Raw genomic sequence first — 17,181 nt, 5'->3', positions numbered from 1 at the left:
AGCCCGACACGCCCGTCCCCGGGGTTAACAGGGTGTTACACCTTCCCCACACCCGGGGGAGCCGGTTCACCCCGCCGAGTGATCCGCTGCGACGGTGTCGCGGCCGACCCTCGTGACATGCGGAAGAACTGGCCGGTCCTGGTGGGCTGCGCAACAGCCTTGTGGTCGTTTCTGTACGACGGTGTGGACGCTCAGCTGATCGGTCGCCCGTCCAGCCTGATGTTGTCGACCGCCCAGTACCAGTTGTTGCGCGCGTCATAAATCCGGAACCGTAGGGTCACGGCAGTCGCACCAGCCGGTACGGCGAACTCCTTGCGGATCTCCTTGTTCTCCACATCCCCACCAGCGTTGTCGTTGCCAGTGGCGTCGCTGCTGTACCGCAGGAGATCCACCGGGGTACCGGTGTCGAAGGTGGCCGTCACCAGCACCTTCTGCGGCGCCTCCTGGCGGTAGTGCGAGTCGAAGACCAGGTACAGCTTCGACGTAACCGCCGGGAGTGCGACGGCCGGCGACACCAGCGTCGAGTCGAACGCACCGCGCCCGGACGCACCATCGAGGTCGTCCCAGTCGTCAGGATCCGCAACAGCCAGTACGCCGAGACCTAGCTTGAACAGGTCGCGGTCCTGACCACCTGTGCTGTGCATCCGCTTGGTCATGAACGTCCAGCCCTGCAGGTCCTTCGGACCCTGCGGCATGCCCGGAGCGTTCACCACAGACCACCCGCTCGGCGGAGTCAGCGTCCACCCGAGCAGGCCAGCCGGTGCGGGACGCTGAGCAGCAACCTGCAGCTTGTCGGCCAACGACTCGAAGTCCTCGTCCAGCAGGTGCCCAGTCATCACCGGAGCCACCAGCGGAGTGACCGTCGCCTCGGCCGTGACCTGCTGATGCACTGTGCCCCGTACGGCGACCTTCAGCGTCCGCGGGTCCGCACTGGTCAGCCCGGCCGGTGCAGTCACCTCCCACGACGCAGTAGCGCTCTGACCGACACTCATCGACGCAGGTGCCGCAGTGAGCACCTTCACCGCCCAACCAGCCGGTACGTCGAGTGCTGCCGTCACTGCGGTGAGGTCGTCGGCTGCAGTGAGCTTCGCGGTCAGCGTGGTGGCCTTACCCGGCAGGATCACGGCGTCGTCGATCGTGGGCGACGGCTTGGCGAGCGCGAGCGCGATTCCCACCACCGGCGCGACCCGCGGAATCGCGGCACCCTCGGTGATCACCAACCGATCGCCTGAACGTCCTTGCAGCAGGACGCGGACCCGCCGTACATCCTGATCCGTCGTACCGGCCGGAGCGGTCACCAGCCAGGTCGCAGTCGTCGTCTGACCGGCCGTGAGCGTTGCCGGTGTCGCGTCGACCACCTGTGCCGTCCAGCCAGCCGGTGCATCGAGCACCGCGTGCAGGCCGGTCACCTTCGACTCGGCGGCCAGGTGGGCCGTCAGCAAGGTCGGGCGACCGGGGACGATACTCAGCCGGTCTCCGGTCGGCGGCGCGGGCAGGGTGATCCAGGTGAGCAGCGGCTCGGGCAGTCCGAGTGCCGGGTCGGTCTTGCCGGCTCGGAGCGACGGAACACGACCGGCGCGACGGCGCAGGAAGTACGCGTCCGCGCCGGCCGTGACTGCGACGTCGTACCAGCCGTGGGTGTTGATGCGGACCGGCACCTCGCGGAACTGACCCGCAGGGACGTGGACCTCGCGGATGCCTTCGCCGTACGCGAGGTCGCCGACCTGGAAGGTCTGGCTGCGGCGCGTGCCGTTGGTGAGCTTCACGAGCATCACGCTGGCTTTGGCGTTCAGCTCAGCGTTCAGGTCGCCGTCACGACCACGCAGGTGCCAGAGCGTTCCAGCAGGGCCGTGGATGCGCAGGTCGAAGCCTGCGCTGCCGTACGACCACTCGTCGGAGACGTGCTCGCGGGAGCCGATCGTGTAGTTGCGCGGCGCGACACCGGGCTCCGGGTAGACCGACAGCACCGCAGCCTGCGCACCGTCGTTGCCGAGGCCGAGCTGTACCGAGCCACGGCGGATCCGGCTGGTCAGCGAGACGGCGTACGGGAGCGGCCGCATGGTCTTGGTACCGCGCTGCTGTCGCGGCAGCACCTGCGGCTCGGGCACAGTCGGCGCAGGTCGCGTCGCAGCGTCGTCGGCCTTCTTGCGGTTGCCACTGGTGTCCGGCAGTTCCGGCCAGGCCGGCTCCTCACCGGAGAAGTCGAACGCCGACACCAGGTCACCGGTGATCGCCCGGCGCCACGCGCTGATGTTGGGTTCTTGAACGCCGAACCGCCGTTCCAGGAACTGGATGACCGACGTGTGGTCGTAGACGGTCGAGTCGACCGCACCGCCGCGACTCCACGGCGACACCACGATCATCGGCACTCGGATGCCGAGTCCGAGTGAGGACGGGCCCGATGCCTTGGTCTCACCGGCAGGGAGCGTGTCCGACCAGCTGAGTCGACCGTCCGCGCCCCTCACGCGGTACTGGCCGCGCTGGTTGACCAGCCGATAGCCCGTGCCGCCGTTGGCGGTAGTGATGCGGACAACGAGCTCACCGTCGGTGCTCACCGTGCTCTTGCCCCGGCCGTTGGCCAGTGGCGGCACGGGCGGCAGGTCGTGGTCGAAGAAGCCACCGTGCTCGTCGTAGTTCAGGATGAACGCCGTCTTGGCCCAGACCGCCGGGTTGTCCGCCAGCGTGGACAGCAGCTGTGCGGTCAGGTGCTCACCGTTCGGCGGTGCGTAGTTGGCGTGCTCGGACAGCGCGGCCGGTGCGACCAGCCAGGACACCTGCGGCAGGCGGTCGGCCTTGACGTCAGCGGCGAACTCCTTGACCAGGGCGTCGCCCATGGCGAACGGGTCGCCTTCCTGACTGCCGTCGCCGACCATCCGCATCCCGCGCTCGTACAGCGACGAGCCCGGCTTCGCCTGCGCGAACGGCTTGAACCAGGCCAGGGCGTTGTCGTCGAAGTTGTCCAGCGCCTGGTAGGTCTTCCAGCTGATCCCGGCGGCCTCGAGACGCTCGGCGTACGTCGTCCATTCGTACCCGCCGGTGATCTCGGTGTTGTCGAAGACCGGCAGGTCGCGGACGGTACCGCCGCTGGTGCCGGTCATGAAGTGCTCGCGGTTCGGGTTGGTGCTGGTCTCCATCGAGCAGTGGTAGGCGTCGCAGACGGTGAACGTCGAGGTCAGCGCGTTGTAGAACGGCATGTCAGCAGGCTCGTAGTACCCCTGACCGAGCCAGCCACCGCTGCGCCGGGTCACGTACCCGTCGGCGATGCCGTCCGCGCGGGCGCCCATCGAGGTCGCGTAGCCGAAGTCGGGCGCACCCTGACGGTAGGCGTTGGTGTGCGCGGCGTTCATGCTGAACGGCGCCAGCCAGCCCTCGGGCCGCGACGGGTCCGGCTGGAAGCCGACCGGCAGGCCGTTGACACCGCGGACGGCGGTGCGGTCACCGAAACCGCGCACCCCGGCGGCGGTTCCGAAGTAGTGGTCGAACGCGCGGTTCTCCTGCATGAAGATCACCACGTGCTCGATGTCCTGAAGCCGGCCGGGCCGCGCGGGGGCGGCGAGGGCCTGCTGGAGGCTGGGCGGCAGGGCAGCCAGTACGGCGGCGCCGACGGCACCCCCGAGCACCGTACGGCGGGAAACGGTGGTCATCCGGGCTTCTCCGATCTCTGGACAGATCTGTGGTTCCGTCCGGAGCGTGAGCAGCGCAGGCGAACCTGCCGTGAACAGCAGGGGGCCACGGCAGGGAAATTGGTCCGGACAACTCGTTAAATGGTCCGGACCAATGTCAGTTTTGTCTAGTCCTAGGTCCCGAAGCGGCGCTCGCGCTGGGCGTAGCTGCGGACCGCGCGCAGGAAGTCGACGTGCCGGAAGTCCGGCCAGAGGGCTTCACAGAAGTAGAACTCGCTCAGCGCGCTCTGCCAGAGCAGGAAGCCACCGAGGCGCTGCTCCCCCGACGTCCGGATGACCAGGTCCGGGTCCGGCTGGCCCTTCGTGTAGAGGTGCCGGGCGATGTGCTCGACATCGACGCGCTCGGCCAGCTCCTCGATCGAGATGCCCTGGGCGGCCTCCTCGAGCAACAGCGAGCGGACGGCATCGGCGAGTTCGCGGCGGCCGCCGTACCCGACTGCGACGTTGACGAGCATGCCGTCGACGTCCTGGGTGGCGGTCTCGGCCCGCTTGAGCGTCTCGGCGGTCGCGCTCGGCAGCAGGTCCAGGGCGCCGACCGGGTGGATCCGCCAGCGGCCGATCGCCTTCAGCTCGTCGACCGCCTGCTCGATGATCCGCAGCAACGGCTCCAGCTCGTCGGCCGGCCGGGTCAGGTTGTCGGTGGACAGCATCCAGACCGTGACGACCTTGACGCCGACGTCGTCACACCAGTGCAGGAACTCGGTGATCTTGCTCGCCCCGGCCTCGTGGCCGTGCGACACGGGGTTGCCGGCCGAGCGGGCCCACCGCCGATTCCCGTCGATGATGACGCCGATATGCCGCGGAATTCGCTCCGGCGGCAGCGAACGCTGCACACGGCGTTCATAGATCATCATCAGCGCGTCGCGCAGCTTTTGCTTGCCGGGTGTCTGCATGAGCAGGTCTTCGCCTCCAACTTCCTCACCCCGAGGCTAGCCCAGAACCCGCACCGAAAGAGAGGCCCAACTTTTCACTTGCCGGTGGCATCGTAGACACGGGAGGAAGTGCGCGGAGGTGGTGACTTCGCCTACATTTCATTCTTCGGGAGGATTGGACCTACGGTTCCGTAGGTTACGGTTGCGTAGGTAAGCTCATACGCAGACCGCCCAGCACCAGGAGAGGACGGCGATGACCACTTCCAGCACACAGCCCCAGGAAGCCGGTCACGGCCTGTCCGGCCGGCTCGGCCCCCTCAAACCGAAGCTGCGCGGCTGGCTGCACGCCGGCACCTTCCCGCTGGCCACGGCCGGCGGCATCGTGCTGATCTGCCTGGCACCGCACGCGAACGCGCGCTGGGCCGCCGCCGTCTACACGGTCGGCGCGATGCTGCTGTTCGGCATCTCCGCGCTCTACCACCGCTTCTACTGGGGTGCGACCGGTGAGGCGATCCTGCGCCGGCTGGATCACAGCAACATCTTCCTGCTGATCGCCGGCACCTACACGCCGCTGGGCATGCTGCTGCTGAGCGGCAAGGACCGCATCCTGATGCTCAGTCTGGTCTGGGGCGGCGCCACGCTGGGCATCCTGTTCCGGGTCTTCTGGGTCGGCGCACCGCGCTGGCTCTACACCCCGATCTACCTGGCCATGGGCTGGGTCGCGGTGTTCTGGATGGGCGACATCTACCACCAGGGCGGTGCGGCGGTCGTCACGCTGATCGCGGTCGGTGGCCTGCTCTACTCGGTCGGCGCGGTGATCTACGGCACCAAGCGCCCGAACCCGTCCCCGCGCTGGTTCGGCTTCCACGAGATCTTCCACGCGTTGACCGTGGCCGCGTTCATCTGCCACTACATCGCCGTCAGCATCGTGACGTACCAGTCCTGATTGTGCGCGTCTGAAGGCTGGCTGAAGGGTCGCGCGCGACTCTGAGGTATGAGCATTCTGGACGCACTGACCGCTGACGAGCTGACCGAACTGGGCCGGACCGTCGCCGGAGTACCCACCGCACGCATCGAGGACGTGCGGGTCGAGGTCGTCGACTACCCGATCGGCACTCCGAGCACCGAGGGCCTGTACCGCGTCTTCGGTACGGCGGACGGTGCCACCTGGTCCTGTTTCGTGAAGAAACTCCAGTCCGCCCGGCACTGGGCCCACATGGCGATGGTGCCGGAGGCGTTCCGGGAGGCGTTCGTCCAGAACCTCCCCTGGGAGCTGGAGATCGCCGTCCACCGCAGTGGCGTCGCGAGCCTGCTCCCGGACGGTATGCGCCTTCCGAAGCTCTACCGCGTCGACCTGTACGACGACGATCGCGGCACCCTGTGGATGGAGAACGTCACCCCGGAGCCGGGGCCATGGCCGATCTCGCGGTTCGAGCGAGCGGCGTACCTGCTCGGCCGGCTGTCGGCCCGTCGCCAGACGCATCTGGTCGAGCCGCTACTCCCCCGCGGCAATGTGAGCACGCCGGGCATCGCGCTGCGGTACTACACCGGCGGGCGCGTGATGATGAACGCCGTACCGGCCATTGCCGATCCGGAGACGTGGAAACACCCCATGCTCGCGGCTGCGGTCAGCAACCTGGGTGATCACACCCTGCGGGAGGATCTCCTGGCGCTGAGCGCGCGACTGCCCGCCGTACTGGATGCACTCGACGCACTGCCGCAGTGCTATCAGCACGGGGATGCGAGTCCGCAGAACCTTCTGGTACCGCAGGGCTCGCCAGATGAGTTCGTGGTGATCGACTGGGGCTTCGACTGCCCACAAGCGGTCGGCTTCGACCTGGGACAGCTGCTGATCGGTTTGGCGCACGCAGGTGAGCTCTCACCAGAGGCGGTACCGGCCGTGCACAAGGTGATCCTCAAGGCGTTTCTGGCGGGTATCGCCGAGGAAGGCCTTGAGGTGAGCGAGGAGCAGGTGCTGTACGGCTACCTGGGCTCACTGTGCGCGCGGGCGACGTTCACCGCGTTGCCACTGGAGGAGATCACCAAGCCGACTGATCCCGTCACCCAGGAGCTCTTCGAGCAGCGCGTACGCCTCACCCGAGTACTCGTAGACCTGGTCTCAACAGTCGTTTAGATCTCAGTCGTGTTTCGGGTGCAACGAACCGAGGGCGATCGGGTATCCCTGTTACGTGAAGAACCTACTGAGGTACACAGCGGTCGCCGCCCTCGCTGGACTGGTTCTGAGCGGATGCGGTGACGAGTCCAGCGCCGGTGGTGCACCGGCGACCACACCCACGCCCAGTACGCCGTCGGTGACCGAGTCGACGCCGGTCGGAGTCGGACTGCCGATGACGGTCACTCGCAAGGGCGGCTTCGCCGGCTTCGACGACCAGGTGCTGGTCGACGCCGACGGCAACGCCACGGTGAGTTCACGCGGCAAGGAGACGGTCCGCTGCAAGCTCGACCCGACACTGCTGACACCCCTCGCGTCAGCAGCTCAGCAGGTCGATTGGGCCAGCCTGGCCGTGGTCAAGCCGACCGCGCGGCACCCTGACGACATGGTCATCGCGGTCACCGCGAACGGCAAGGTCGCCCGGCTCGACGACCCGTTGCTCCAGCCGCTGGTGGCCCCGGTGGGCAAGCTGCTCACCGAGGCCAAGATTCCCCCCGGGAATCTCTGCAAGCCGCTATAGAGAAGACACAGTTAGGGAACGGTGACGGCGGTGTCGTCGACAACGAAGCTGGTCTGCAGCGACGAGTCTTCGGCACCGAGGAACTTCACGGTGACCGTCTTCCCCTTGTAGGCAAGGAGGTTGAAGGTCTTCTCCGTGTACGTCGTGTTCTTGTTCAGGTTCGAGTACGTCGCCAGCGTGGTCGTCGTGCTGCCGTCGACCACCTGCACCTTCAACGTGTCGTAGACCGTCGAGGTGGTGGTCTCGGCGGTGTCGATCCGGACCCAGAACGACAGCGTCGCCGCCGTCGCCGCGGCCGGGATCGCCACCGACTGACCGGTGTTCTCGGTGCTGGTGCTGCCGTTGCCCTGCAGCCACGCCTTCCAGGTCCCGGTCCGGGCCGGCTTCGACGTCGAGTTCGTGACGACACCCGACGTACCGGTCCAGTTCACGGCACCGGACTCGAAGCCCGGGTTGACGAGCAGGTTCGACCCACCAGGAGGCGGACCGCTGCCGTAGTCCTTCTGCGCGTAGTTCCACACCATGTGGCCGATGGCATCGATCTGGCGATCCAGCGACGTCAGGTCCAGGTTGGTGTTGGTGTCACAGGCGCTGTGGTAACACTTGTCGAAGGCAACGTTCGCCTGACCGCCCCACTTGGTCGCCTGGGCCGAGGTCTTGATCTCCTCGGCACCGGAGAAGGTACCGGCGGTCGGGAGGCCGAGCGAGCGGAAGGCCGCATGGTCGGACCGGCCCTGAACGTCGATGTACTCCGTCTGCACGTTCTTGCTGGTGAAGTACGTCTTGAGTTCGTCCCGGGCCTCGTTGCCGGCCGCGTTGTCGTCATAGATGAAGTAGCCGGGGTTCGGCGACGCGATCATGTCGAAGTTCAGGTAGAGCTCGATCTTGTCCCGCTCGGCGGCCGGCAGGTTGTTCACGTAGTACTTGGACCCGAGGAGCCCGAGCTCCTCGGCACCCCAAAAACCGAAGCGCAGCCGGTTCTTGGGCGTCTGGCCGCTGGCGGCGTAGGTGAGTGCGGTCTCCAGGACGCCCGCGCTCCCCGAACCGTTGTCGTTGATGCCCGGACCGGCACTGACGCTGTCCAGGTGCGAGCCGGTCATCACGACGTGGTTCGCGTCGCCGAACGGCCATTCGGCGATCACGTTGTACGACGTACCGGCCGAGGTGGAGAACGACTGCAACGTGGTGGTGAAGCCGGCCGCGTCGAGTTTGGCCTTCACCCAGTCGGCGGAGGCCTTGTAGCCGGTGCGACCGGTGTAGCGGTTGCCACCGTTGTTGTTGGCAATGGTCTGGAACTGGTCCAGGTGCGCCTTGGTGTTGGTCGCCGAGATGTCCGGGTCGACAACTGCGGCGGTGGCGAAGGAAGGGGAGCCAGGAACGACAAGCGCACCGGCGGCGAGTGCGAGGCCGAGAGCGGCTGCAGACAAGGATCTACGCATGGGGACTTTCTCCTTGCTTACAAGAGAAGGTCCGGGGGCGAGCCACGGGCATGGCCCGCCCCCGGACCTCGAGTGTCAATGACTACTAGTTGCTGCTAGCAAGCAGCGGTACCGGCCGGGGCGTTGATGCCGGCGAAGGCGCGCTGCACCGCGAGGCACTGGGCCGAGCCGGCGCCGTACAGCTCCTTGGCGGAGGTGATGGCACCGTTACGGGCCGCCGCGTAGTTGGAGTTCGAGCTGAGCTTGGTGGTCAGGGTCCGGTACCAGACCTTGGCCGCCACGTCCCGGCCCGCACCGACGAACGTCGTACCGTTGCAGGAGGTGCTGCTGTAGTTGACACCGTTGATCGTCTTCGATCCGGTGCCCTCGGAGGCCAGGTAGAACCAGTGGTTCAGCGGGCCGGACGAGTAGTGCGGGTCCAGGTTCTTGGTGCCGGTGGTCCAGCAGTCCTGGCTACCGCGACCGTCCTTCGACGGCTTGTCCATGTAGCGCAGCGGCGTACCGTTGCCGTTGATGTTGATCTTCTCGCCGATCAGGTAGTCACCCTTGTCGGTGGCGTTGTTCGCGTAGAACTCGACCATGGTCCCGAAGATGTCCGAGGTGGCCTCGTTCAGGCCGCCCGCGTCGCCGGAGTACGCCAGCCCGGCCGTGGCCTGGGTGACGCCGTGGCTCATCTCGTGACCCGCGACATCGATGGCGGTCAACGGGTGCGTGTTGCCCGACCCGTCGCCGTACGTCATCTGGGTGCCGTCCCAGAACGCGTTCACGTACGCGTTGCCGTAGTGGACCCGCGAGCGGGCACCCGCGCCGTTGTTGAAGATGCCGTTGCGGCCGTGGACGTTCTTGTAGTAGTCCCACGTCAGCTGCGAACCGTAGTGCGCGTCCGCGGCGGCGGTCTGGCGGCTGGACGCCGCACCCGTGCCCCAGACGTCGTCGGCGTCGGTGAACAGCGTGCCGTTGCCGGAGGACCCGCCGTTCAGGTCGGTGGTGTTGTTGCCACCTCGGGCGTTGTCCTTCAGCTGGTAGTTGCCCGAGGTACCCGACGTGCCGAGCGCGACCTGACCGGCGTACATCGTGTTGCCGGTACCGGTCTTGACCTCGTCGTCGGAGTCGAGCAGCGCACCGGTCTTCGCGTCGAAGAACGAGTGCAGCACCGACGGCGTCTGGTCGGCCTTGACGCCGCTGGTGACGACCTCGTAGGCCAGCACCGGCTTGGAATCCGTCACGTAGACGACCAGGTCACCCTTGTTCGCGGTGGCCTTGAAACCGGCTGCCTTGGCGCCCTTCGCCAGGGCGGCCGCCTGCGACAGCGTGGGCTTGGTCGACGTCAGGCCGACGCCCTTCGCGTTGCGGTTGTAGGTGATCTGGCTGACCGTACCCGCGGAGTCCCGCTTGACGATCAGGTCACCGCCGACGACCTTGAGGCCGTTGAAGGTGCGGTCGTAGCGGACGAACTCGGTGCCGTCGGCATCCTTCACGACGTCCTTGACCTTCAGCACCTCACCCTTGCCCAGCCCGAGCGCCGCCGCGGTGTTCGCGGCCAGCGCCTGCTCGGCCTGGACGGCCGACGGCTGGTTGAAGCCCGACGCGGGCAGCGGGGCCGAGGCCAGGTTCGCTCCGGCCGGGGCGGCGGCAAGAGCGGCGGCCGCGATGACCGCGATGGCCCCAACAGATGTGACTCGCTTCAAGACAGCTCTCCTCACGTGATGGCCGCTGAATGGGCGCAGCGACCTGATGCGATGGAATTGCACGTCCTTGACACAGGGGAAGGTGGGGCCGGGAGCCAACGCAGCTCCCGGACCCGGGGTAGCTGGATCAGCTGCCCGCAACCAGGGAGGTGTCGTCGACGACGAAGCTGGTCTGCAGCGAGGAGTCTTCCGCGCCGAGGAACTTCACCGTGACGGTCTTGCCCTTGTACGCCGCGACATTGAACGTCTTCTGCGTGTACGTCGTGTTCTTGTTCAGGTTCGAGTACGTCGCCAGCGTGGTGGTCGTGCTGCCGTCGACGATCTGCACCTTCAGGGTGTCGTACACCGTGGAGGTGGTGGTCTCCGCGGTGTCGATCCGGAGCCAGAACGAGAGCGACGCGGAGGTGGCGGTGGCCGGGATGGCGACCGACTGGCCGGTGTTCTCGGTGCCGGTGGTTCCGTTGCCCTGCAGCCACGCCTTGTACGAACCGGTACGGGCCGGCTTCGAGGTGCTGTTGGTGACGACACCCGACGTACCGGTCCAGTTGACGGCGCCGGACTCGAAGCCCGGGTTCTGCAGCAGGTTGTCGCCGGTCGGCGGCTCGGTGGTACCACCGCAGGCGGCGGCGCCGGCCGGGACCGAGATACCGCTGAACGCGGCCTGGATGCCCTTGCACTCGGCCGAGTCGTTGCCGTACAGCTCCTTGGCGGAGGTGATGGCGCCTTCCCGGGCGTCGAGGTAGGTGCTGCCCGAGCTGAGCTTGGTGCTCAGCGTGCGGTACCAGACCTTCGACGCGACATCGCGGCCGACACCGGCGAAGGTGGCGCCGTCGCAGGAGGTGCTGGTGTAGGTGACACCGTTGATGGTCTTGGTGCCGGGACCCTCGGAGGCCAGGTAGAACCAGTGGTTCAGCGGGCCGGACGAGTAGTGCGGGTCGAGTCCACCGGTGCTCGTGGTCCAGCAGTCCTTGCTGGCACCGTCCTTGGACGGCTTGTCCATGTAGCGCAGCGGCGTTCCGTTGCCGTTGATGTTGATCTTCTCGCCGATCAGGTAGTCGCCGACATCGGTGGAGTTGTTCGCGTAGAACTCGACCATGGTGCCGAAGATGTCCGACGTGGCCTCGTTCAGGCCGCCCGCGTCACCGGAGTAGTTCAGGTTGGCGGTCGCCTCGGTGACACCGTGGCTCATCTCGTGACCGGCGACGTCGATGGCGGTCAACGGGTGCGTGTTACCCGACCCGTCGCCGTACGTCATCTGGGTGCCGTCCCAGAACGCGTTCACGTACGCGTTGCCGTAGTGGACCCGCGAGCGGGCGCCCTGGCCGTTGTTGAAGATGCCGTTGCGGCCGTGCACGTTCTTGTAGTAATCCCAGGTCAACTGCGAACCGTAGTGAGCGTCCACGCCGGCCGTCTGACGGTCGGATGCGGCACCGTTGCCCCAGGTGTCGTCGGCGTCGGTGAAGGTGGTTCCGTTGCCGGAGGTCGCACCGTTCAGGTCGGTGGTCCAGTTGCCACCGCGGCTCGGGTCGGTCAGCGAGAAGCTGGGCGCGCTGCCCGACGTACCGATCGATACCTGGCCGGCGTACATCGAGTTTCCGGTACCGGACTTGATCTCGTCGTCCTGAGCGAGCACCGCGCCGGACTTGGCGTCGACGAACGAGTGCAGCACCGAGGGGGTCTGGTCCGGCTTGACGCCGGTCGTGACGACCTCGTAGGCGAGCACGGGCTTGGACGGAGTCACGAAGACGACCAGCGTCCCCTTGTTACCGGTGGCCTTGAACTTGGCGGCCTCGGCGCCCTTGGCGAGCGCGGCCGACTGCGACAGCGTCGGCTTGGTCGTCGCGACACCAACGGCCTTGGCGTTGTAGTTGTACTTCACCGAACCGATCGATTCGCCGTTGCGCTTCACGATCAGGTCACCGCCGACGACCTTGAGGCCGTTGAAGGTGCGGTCGTACCGGACGAACTCGGTGCCGTCGGGGTCCTTGACCACGTCACGCACCTGGAGCTGCTCGCCACTGGCCAGGCCAAGGGCTGCGGCCGTCTGCGCGGTCAGCGCTTTCTCGGCCTGAACGGCAGCCGGCTGGTCGAAGCCGGATGCCGGGAGCGGCGCCGTACGGCCGGCCGCACCGGCGGGCGTGCCGGTGAAGCCCGCAGCCAGTCCAGCTGCTGCGACGATGGCCACCGCCCCTGCTGATGTCAGTCGTTTCAAGACAACATCTCCTCACGGTGTGGTCGCTGTTTGGGCGCAGCGACCAAATTCAGTTGGGGACGCCGGATGCCTGGCCCAGCAGTGCCACTGCTCACTTGTGACAGTGCGTGTCAGGACATGCGATTTCTGTTACATCCGACTGAGGGAGGACTCTGGTCTGCGGCGGGCCCGGAGTCAAGCGATTGCCGCGAAATGACAGGGAAAACCCGCACTGCCCACGATGGTCAGATCAGCTGCCCGCGCAGGACTTCCGAGTCTGAAACGGGCAGTTGGCACGTGAATTTCTGACACACGTATGCCACCGCCTGGTTATCAACCAACGAGCGCTCGGCCATCAGCGGTACGGCGAGACCGGGCTCGCCCTGGACGATCGCCGTACCCCATGGCGCCTGGGTGAACGCGGTCTGAAGGAGCTGCGGCGAACGACCGGCGATCGCGATCTCGAGCGGTCCGGCGGCGATCGTCTCGGCCACCGCAAGCGCTCGCCCGGCGAACCGCGGCGCCCGGGCCGCGATCGCCGCCGAGGCGCTCAGCGCCTGCTCGGCGGCCTGCTCATACCGGACTGATCCGGTCAGGCTCGCCAGCGTCGTGAACGCCTCCGCGGCCAGGCTCACCCCGGACGGGCTCGCGTTGTCGGTCGGGTCCTGCGGCCGCCAGACCAGCTCCTCGGCATCCGCCGCCGTGTCGAAATAGGAGCCATCGGCAACGAACTGCTCAAGAGTCCGGTCCAGCAAGGCCTGCGCGGTGTCGAACCACTCGATGCTGCCGGTGACACCGAACAACGTCAGACACCCCTGTGCGTACGCCGCATAGTCCTCCAGTACGCCGTGCGCCGTACCGGCCACGCCGTCCCGCGAGGTCCGGTGCAGCTGGCCAGTGGCCTGATCGACGTGAACCGTCCGGATCAATTCGGCCGCACCGGCGGCAGCATCGACGTACTCGGCATGTCCCAGGACGATGCCGGCCCGGACGAGCGCGGTGATGGCCAAACCGTTCCAGGCGGCGACCACTTTGTCGTCGCGACCGGGGTAGGTGCGGCTGCTACGAGCCTGCTTCAGTTGCTTGCGGATCCGCTGCCAGCGGTCGGCGTCATCGGGGTCCTGGCGGAGCTGGAGGACCGAGGATCCGTGCTCGAAAGTGCCGGTGACGTCGCAGAGTTCGACCACCCAGGCGGCGTCCTCCGCGGGCAGCGCGGCCTGGATTTCGGCCGGCGTCCAGACGTAGTACCGGCCTTCTTCGCCCTCGGTATCGGCATCCAGAGCGGACGCAAAACCGCCTTCCGGCGTCCGGAGTTCCGTCAGCAGGAACTCGGCCGTCTCCTCAGCGATCCGCCGCGCCAACGGCTCGCCGGAAATTGCCCACCACTGGGTATAGACGTCGAGCAACAGCGCATTGTCGTACAACATCTTCTCGAAGTGCGGAATCACCCACTGCCCATCGACCGAGTACCGCGCGAAACCACCGGCGAGCTGGTCGTACATCCCACCCCGCGCCATCCGCTCGCAGGTCTCCGCCGCCATCCGCAGCGCATCCGCCGATCCAGTGCGCCGATAGTGCCTCAGAAGAAAGTCGAGCACCATCGACGGCGGGAACTTCGGCGCTCCCCCGAACCCACCATCCAGCGGATCGAAGTCCGTCTTGAGGAGCTCAACGGCCCGATCCAGATCCATCTCCCCACCAGCGGCGTGCTGCCGAGCCCCCAACTGCTCGACCACCCGCCGGCCGATCCCGTCGATCTGGTCCCGCTTGCTCCCCCACGCCTCGATCAGCGACTCCAGCACCTGCCGGAACGTCGCCATCCCGTGCCGCGCATCCTTCGGAAAGTACGTCCCACAGAAGAACGGCTCCGCCTCCGGCGTCAGGAACACCGACATCGGCCACCCACCCTGACCGGTCATCGCCACCGTCGCCGCCATGTAGATCGCATCCACATCCGGCCGCTCTTCGCGATCCACCTTGATACACACGAAGTTCGCGTTCAGATACTCGGCCGTCGCCACATCCTCGAACGACTCGTGCGCCATCACGTGACACCAATGACACGCCGAGTACCCCACCGACAAGAACACCGGCACGTCCCGCTCCCGAGCCTCCGCGAACGCCTCCGCGGACCACTCCCGCCACGCCACCGGATTCTCCGCATGCTGCCGCAAGTAAGGACTAGTACTCCGACCAAGCTCATTGACGGGGGTCATGCCCCCAACGTTAGGCGGTCTGGGAGAGGGCTACGGAGAGGCCTAGGGCGAGGGCCATGATGACCAGTTCGGTGACGACGATCTGCCAGAACGGGATGTTGCGTTCGAGGAGGTTGTCGGTGGCTCGGCGGCGGCTCAGGGAGGAACAGGCGAGGAGGAGGACGACCGCGAGGAGCTTGATGATCAGGAGGACGCCGTACGCGTCGGAGGTGAGGACGTCGAAGACGCCGCCCCAGCCGCCGCCTTTGGCGGCCAGGCGGCCGGCGGCGCTGATCAGGCCGCTGATGATGAGGGCGATCGAGGAGACGTAGGCGACCTGGTTGTAGCGCTCGAGGACGATCGGGAGGCCGCCGCGGCTGGCGCGGCCGTAGCGGACGAGGCCGGCCAGGCCGCCGACCCAGGTGGTGGCGGCGATGACGTGGACAACCAGCGCCGCACCGGCCAGGACGACGTACGACTCGTTGCGGGGAAAGGCTGTGAGGGCGTTCGGGATGAGGGCGCCGATGGCGACCAGGACGCCGAGAAGGGCGGCCTGGGAGGTCTGGACGCGGCGGATGCCGATGGCCAGGGCGACGACCAGGATGCCGGTGATCAGGAGTGCCTTGACCTCGGGTACGCCGAGGGCGTCGTCGAGGCGGAGGTACAGCAGGTCGACCGGGGTGTCGAGGATGACTGCGGCGCTGACGACGGCGCCGACGAAGGAGCAGGCGGCCCAGATGATGGCCGAGTTGCTGGCGTCGTGGACCGCGCGGCGGCCCTGGGTGCCGAGCAGGCCGCCTTCGATCCGGAGCAGGACGACCGCGGCGAGGAGTGCGCCGGCGCAGCCGACGGTGGCCAGGGTCGCGATCAGCCGGAGCAGTGGGAGGAGCCAGGCGACGAACAGGCTCGGGCCGCCGATACCGCCGGTGTCATGCGGTTGGCTGCCGGCGGCGAACAGAGCGATCACCAAGGCGATCGTGGCAACGACGACAGCACTGAGCCCACCGACGACCAGACGTCCGGGCATGCGGTGCCTGGCGGCGCGAGTGGCACGGGTCGTGCTCATCGCGAGGACCCGTGCCCGGCAAGGGTGGGCACGCGGCCACTATAGGGTCACGTATCGGTGGGCAGCCCAGTCCGACACCATCTCGTGATCCCGGTACGGCCGGACTGCCCAAATCGTGCTGTTGGCGTTACTTGGGCTCACTCTGCGTCGGGGTCGACGTCGTACCCGCCGTAGGGATCGGCTCGGCAGCGTCCGGGTCCGCAGAACTGCCGGGACTCGCTGGGCCGGAAGACGCTGCTGGGGCGTCCGCGTCGTCGCCCTCGAAGTCGATCTTCTTCAGCTGCTTGCCCATGTTGCGCCACAGCAGCACCGTGGCGGCACCGAGAGCGAGCACGATCAGCAGCGCGACCCAACCGGGACGCACCGAGTTCGGGTCGATCTCGACCGGCGCAAGGAAGGTCATCGCTATCACGCCACCAGTCTCTCATTGATCGCCTCGCCCGCCCTCAGCGGAGCCCCGCGAAGAGGTCGTGCTCTGGAATCTCCGACTCGACCAGACTCCGCGCCAGCTCGTAGTCCTCGGTCGGCCAGGCCGTCTGATGGACCTCCAGCGGTACGGCGAACCACGCACCCTCGGGGTCGATCTGCGTCGCGTGCGCCAGCAGCGCCCGGTCCCGGAGCTCGAAGTACTCCGCGCACTCGACCCGCGTGGTGATCCGGCGCTCGTTCTCCGGGTCCGGCTTCCAGTCCTTCAGACGATCCTCGTACGGCGACTTGAGGCCGCGCGCGATCATCGCGTCGTGCAGCGCCTTCATCCGCTCGCGGTGGAACGTGTGGTGGTAATACAGCTTCAACGGCTGCCACGGCGTACCGAGTTCGGGGTAGGCGTTCTCGTCGCCGGCCGCCTCGAAGGCCGCCACGGTGATCTGGTGGCACATGACGTGGTCCGGGTGCGGGTAGCCGCCGTTCTCGTCGTACGTCGTGACGACCTGCGGACGGAACTCGCGGATCAGCTTCACCAGCGGCGCGGCCGCGTCCTCCACCTTCTGGAGCGCGAAACAACCGTCGGGCAGCGGCGGCAGCGGATCACCCTCGGGATACCCGGAGTCGACCCAGCCGAGCCACTCCTGCCGGATACCGAGGATCTCGCGCGCCGCGTCCATCTCCTTGCGGCGGATCTCGCTGATGTTGGCGAGCACCTCCGGGCGGTCCATCTTGGGATTCAGGATGGATCCGCGTTCACCACCGGTACACGTGGCGACCAGCACCTCGACGCCCTCGGCCACGTACTTGGCCGTGGAAGCTGCCCCTTTACTCGACTCGTCATCCGGGTGGGCATGCACATGCAACAACCGCAACTCTCCACTCACAAGACACAATGGTCCTCCACCGGACCCCAAAACCCACAACCAAC

12 protein-coding genes are annotated in these 17,181 nt (G+C 67.1%); 3 read left to right on the top strand and 9 right to left on the bottom strand.

The features are described 5' to 3' along the window. Positions 1-191: 191 nt before the first annotated feature. Both ACFVWG_RS26925 and ACFVWG_RS26920 read right to left on the bottom strand, forming a co-directional pair. Positions 192-3,644: a phosphocholine-specific phospholipase C gene (locus tag ACFVWG_RS26925; RefSeq protein ID WP_391546191.1), complete on the bottom strand. Its 3,453-nt coding sequence runs from the start codon at positions 3,642-3,644 to the stop codon at positions 192-194. 152 nt (positions 3,645-3,796) lie between these two features. Next, positions 3,797-4,576, bottom strand: coding sequence for an isoprenyl transferase (locus ACFVWG_RS26920; protein ID WP_391546190.1), 780 nt, complete (start codon positions 4,574-4,576; stop codon positions 3,797-3,799). 232 nt (positions 4,577-4,808) lie between these two features. Between ACFVWG_RS26920 and ACFVWG_RS26915 the strand changes: the two genes are divergently transcribed. From ACFVWG_RS26915 to ACFVWG_RS26905, 3 genes are read left to right on the top strand one after another with little or no spacing between them, the layout of a single operon-like run. Next, positions 4,809-5,501 carry a hemolysin III family protein gene (locus tag ACFVWG_RS26915; protein WP_391546189.1) on the top strand — a complete coding sequence of 231 codons (693 nt, stop codon included), beginning with the start codon at positions 4,809-4,811 and terminating at the stop codon, positions 5,499-5,501. 48 nt (positions 5,502-5,549) lie between these two features. Further along, a complete protein-coding gene (locus ACFVWG_RS26910) occupies positions 5,550-6,689 on the top strand; it encodes a phosphotransferase (protein ID WP_391546188.1) in 1,140 nt (379 codons plus the stop codon). Positions 6,690-6,744: 55 nt separating this feature from the next. Next, complete coding sequence (locus ACFVWG_RS26905; protein WP_391546187.1) at positions 6,745-7,248, top strand: hypothetical protein; 504 nt, start codon at positions 6,745-6,747, stop codon at positions 7,246-7,248. Between the two features lie 11 nt (positions 7,249-7,259). On the opposite strand, the gene ACFVWG_RS26900 is transcribed toward ACFVWG_RS26905, so the two are convergent. The 7 genes from ACFVWG_RS26900 to mca all read right to left on the bottom strand — a co-directional run bounded on the left by ACFVWG_RS26900 (position 7,260) and on the right by mca (position 17,137). After that, positions 7,260-8,687: a M28 family metallopeptidase gene (locus tag ACFVWG_RS26900; RefSeq protein WP_391546186.1), complete on the bottom strand. Its 1,428-nt coding sequence runs from the start codon at positions 8,685-8,687 to the stop codon at positions 7,260-7,262. 95 nt (positions 8,688-8,782) lie between these two features. Continuing rightward, positions 8,783-10,375 (bottom strand): M4 family metallopeptidase, encoded by a 1,593-nt coding sequence (locus tag ACFVWG_RS26895; RefSeq protein ID WP_391546185.1) that lies wholly within the window; start codon positions 10,373-10,375, stop codon positions 8,783-8,785. Between the two features lie 127 nt (positions 10,376-10,502). Beyond that, positions 10,503-12,587: a M4 family metallopeptidase gene (locus ACFVWG_RS26890; protein WP_391546184.1), complete on the bottom strand. Its 2,085-nt coding sequence runs from the start codon at positions 12,585-12,587 to the stop codon at positions 10,503-10,505. 224 nt (positions 12,588-12,811) lie between these two features. Beyond that, the gene (locus ACFVWG_RS26885; protein ID WP_391546183.1) at positions 12,812-14,782 is read right to left on the bottom strand and encodes a thioredoxin domain-containing protein; all 1,971 of its coding nucleotides are present in this window, start codon (positions 14,780-14,782) and stop codon (positions 12,812-12,814) included. Positions 14,783-14,792: 10 nt separating this feature from the next. Beyond that, the gene (locus ACFVWG_RS26880; RefSeq protein WP_391546182.1) at positions 14,793-15,827 is read right to left on the bottom strand and encodes a CopD family protein; all 1,035 of its coding nucleotides are present in this window, start codon (positions 15,825-15,827) and stop codon (positions 14,793-14,795) included. Positions 15,828-15,954: 127 nt separating this feature from the next. Beyond that, a complete protein-coding gene (locus tag ACFVWG_RS26875) occupies positions 15,955-16,230 on the bottom strand; it encodes a hypothetical protein (protein ID WP_391546181.1) in 276 nt (91 codons plus the stop codon). 43 nt (positions 16,231-16,273) lie between these two features. Then, positions 16,274-17,137 carry a mycothiol conjugate amidase Mca gene (mca, locus tag ACFVWG_RS26870; protein ID WP_391546180.1) on the bottom strand — a complete coding sequence of 288 codons (864 nt, stop codon included), beginning with the start codon at positions 17,135-17,137 and terminating at the stop codon, positions 16,274-16,276. Positions 17,138-17,181: the final 44 nt, after the last annotated feature.

The sequence above is a fragment of the Kribbella sp. NPDC058245 genome, assembly GCF_042882005.1.
In the GTDB taxonomy this organism is placed as follows: Bacteria; Actinomycetota; Actinomycetes; order Propionibacteriales; family Kribbellaceae; genus Kribbella.
Note: the sequence above shows the minus strand (reverse complement) of the source record. Positions and strands in the feature narration are given on the sequence as shown.